Below are 2,714 nucleotides of genomic sequence, written 5' to 3' on the forward strand. Positions count from 1 at the left end.
TTTGTAGACCATCACGAGACCTGTTCCGTCCCAAACCAAAATCTTCAACCTGTCCCCGCGTTTCGAACGGAACACGATCGTGAACTGGCCGTGCAGTGGGAGGCGCAGCCGTGGCTCTCGCTCCAGACGTCGTACACGGCCAACCGCATCGTCTTCGACGGCACCGACGCCCTCAACGGCAACCGCGTACCCGGTGTGCCCGATCAGCGCTTTTCCGCACAGGCTACCGCCCAGCGCGGCCCCGTGTGGATGCGCCTGTCGTGGACGGCAGTGGACCGCTACTTTGCCGACAACGCCAACACCGCCCGCATCGATGGCTATGCGCTTACGGACATCCGTGTGGGCCTTACGGATACGACGCTCGGGCAAACGACCGTGCGTCCGTATGTTGAAGTTGGCAACGCCTTCGACGCATCCTACATCGGCTCCGTATCCATTAATGCCAATGATAACTTCTACGAGCCCGGCGTAGGCCGCACGGTGCAAGCCGGCGTTACGGTTACGCTGTAGACCGCATGACCGGCCCGACCGATGCCTTCGAAACTTTAGGGGGCCTCCTCGGAGTTTGGAAAGCGGTATTATATGTCCCGCCGAAGGCTTTGCTTACACCCGCTTCGATAATGAGCCGCTTCTCGATATTCTGGCGCTCGCGTAGCATCTGGGCCGCGGCAACAGTGCTCACGCTTCTTACGGGGTACGCGCTGACTTACCAAGTCGGCATGGCTACGCTGGAGGGCACGTCCGTGTCGTATCTACAGGCGCTGCAGGTGGTTATCGAATCCATTACGACTGCAGGATTCGGGGGCAATGCGCCCTGGGAGAGCGATTTCATGAACCTGCTTATCATTGCCATGAACATGACGGGCGTGCTGCTGGTGTTTTTGGCGCTGCCGCTCTTCGTCACGCCCATGTTTAAGCGCGCGCTTCAAGATACGCCCCCCACCACGACCGACTGCACCAACCATGTCATCATTGGGGCACGCACCTCGAACGAAGATGTGCTGCGAAACGAACTCGAAGCAGCGTCGGTGCCGTACCTGGTTGTGGAAGACGACCGCGATGCTCTGAATCGCCTAAAGCGCAATGACATCAACGTGATCTGGGGCCGTATCGAAGAGCATGATACCCTGGAGGCCGCCCGCCTGGCCGAGGCCCGCGCGCTGGTCATCGACGCCGATGGGAAGCACAGCGCCGCCGCCATTCTCTCGGCCAAGCATGTACATCCAGAAGCCCCTGTTATTACCGTAGTCGAGGACGATGACGTGGCGCGCTATCATCGCTATGCCGGGGCCGATCACATTGTGCGCCCGCGCCAGGTGATGGGAACGCGCCTGGCGCAGAAGGCCGCCACCTCAATATCCGCCGAGCTGCACGACTCGCTCGCCCTCGACAACGACCTGGAGCTGACCGAATTGCTCGTACAGCCGGGCAGCGATCTGGCGGGCACCACCCTTGCCGACTCGGGCCTGCGCGACGAAACAGGCGTTACGATTATTGGGCTGTGGAACGACGGCCAGTTTATCCCCTCACCCGACCCTCAGCATCGCCTGGAGCCGCACACCATCCTCGTAGCAGCCAGCAACCATGACCGCATCTCGGCCCTGAAGCTGCGCACCGCATCACCGCAAGCGCATCCGCCCGAGCATGTCATTATTGGCGGATACGGAGTGGTGGGGCAGCACGCCGCGCGCATGCTCGAGCGCCACGACATTCCCTACACCATAATCGACCGTACCGACCAGCCCGGCGTCGACGTCGTTGGCAACATAGCCGATGAGGACACCTTGCGTCGTGCTGGGACGGACACTGCCGATGCTTTCATTCTGGCTCTGGATGATGACACCACCAGCATGTATGCCGCGCTGGTACTGCGGCACATGAATCCCGACTTGGAGCTGGTGGCTCGTGCCAATCGCACCGAGATCGTGCCGAACCTCTATCGCGCTGGGGCCGACTACGTGCTGGCGCTGCCTACCGTAACCGGACGCATGATCTTTTCGCTGCTCATGCAAGACGAACAGGCCCTTTCGCCCGGCACGCAGTTCAACGTCATTCGCATTAGTGCACCACGGCTGGCGGGGCAGAGTCTGGGCCACGCTGACGTGCGCGCCCGCACCGGGTGCACGGTGGTTGCTGCCGAACGCGACGGCCACCTGCTTCGCGATCTGGGCCCCGATTTCGTGGTGCAGTCTGACGACTGCCTTCTCGTTGCCGGGAGCGATGAAGCGCTGAACCGCTTCGTGTCGATGGCTCGCACCTGACCTTGCTTCGCCCCCCCTTGCTGATCTCCAGTCTGTATGGCTTCCTCAAGCAATGCCCCTCGTCTTGTCCGTGCCATCGGCGTACCTGGTGCTGTGCTCCTGGGGCTCGGCTCCATGGTGGGCACCGGCGTGTTCGTGAGCATTGGCATCGCGGCGGGGATTGCGGGGCCCGCAGTCATGCTGGCCATCGCCATTGCGGCGTGCGTGGCGGCATGCAACGCCTTTAGCAGCGCCCAACTGGCCGCCAACCATCCCGTCAGCGGCGGCACGTATGAGTATGGGTACGAGTATCTGGGCGCCCGATTTGGCTTTACGGCGGGCTGGATGTACCTGGCGGCCAAGAGCGCCTCGGCGGCTACTGCGGCTCTTGGATTCGCAGGCTACCTGCTGGGTGCGCAGGGCCGCCCAGCGCACCCAGCAGTTAGCCTGCGAATCCAAGAGCCGCAGTAGCCG

3 protein-coding genes and 1 pseudogene are annotated in these 2,714 nt (G+C 62.3%); 3 read left to right on the plus strand and 1 reads right to left on the minus strand.

The window, feature by feature from the left end:
* Nucleotides 1-75 (minus strand): IS66 family insertion sequence element accessory protein TnpB (tnpB, locus tag R6U20_RS14125; protein WP_410338483.1); only part of this gene is annotated, 75 nt, incomplete at its 3' end.
* Nucleotides 76-90: 15 nt separating this feature from the next.
* Here tnpB and R6U20_RS14130 point away from each other — a divergent pair.
* The 3 genes and pseudogenes from R6U20_RS14130 to R6U20_RS14140 form a co-directional block, all read left to right on the plus strand.
* Nucleotides 91-510, plus strand: coding sequence for a TonB-dependent receptor domain-containing protein (locus tag R6U20_RS14130; protein ID WP_410338484.1), 420 nt, complete (start codon nucleotides 91-93; stop codon nucleotides 508-510).
* A 110-nt stretch (nucleotides 511-620) separates the two neighbouring features.
* Nucleotides 621-2,261: a potassium channel family protein gene (locus R6U20_RS14135; RefSeq protein WP_410338482.1), complete on the plus strand. Its 1,641-nt coding sequence runs from the start codon at nucleotides 621-623 to the stop codon at nucleotides 2,259-2,261.
* A 36-nt stretch (nucleotides 2,262-2,297) separates the two neighbouring features.
* Nucleotides 2,298-2,663: pseudogene (locus R6U20_RS14140) on the plus strand (amino acid permease); the annotation flags it as partial.
* Nucleotides 2,664-2,714: the final 51 nt, after the last annotated feature.

The organism is Longimonas sp. (assembly GCF_046498435.1).
Lineage (GTDB): Bacteria > Bacteroidota > Rhodothermia > Rhodothermales > Salinibacteraceae > Longimonas.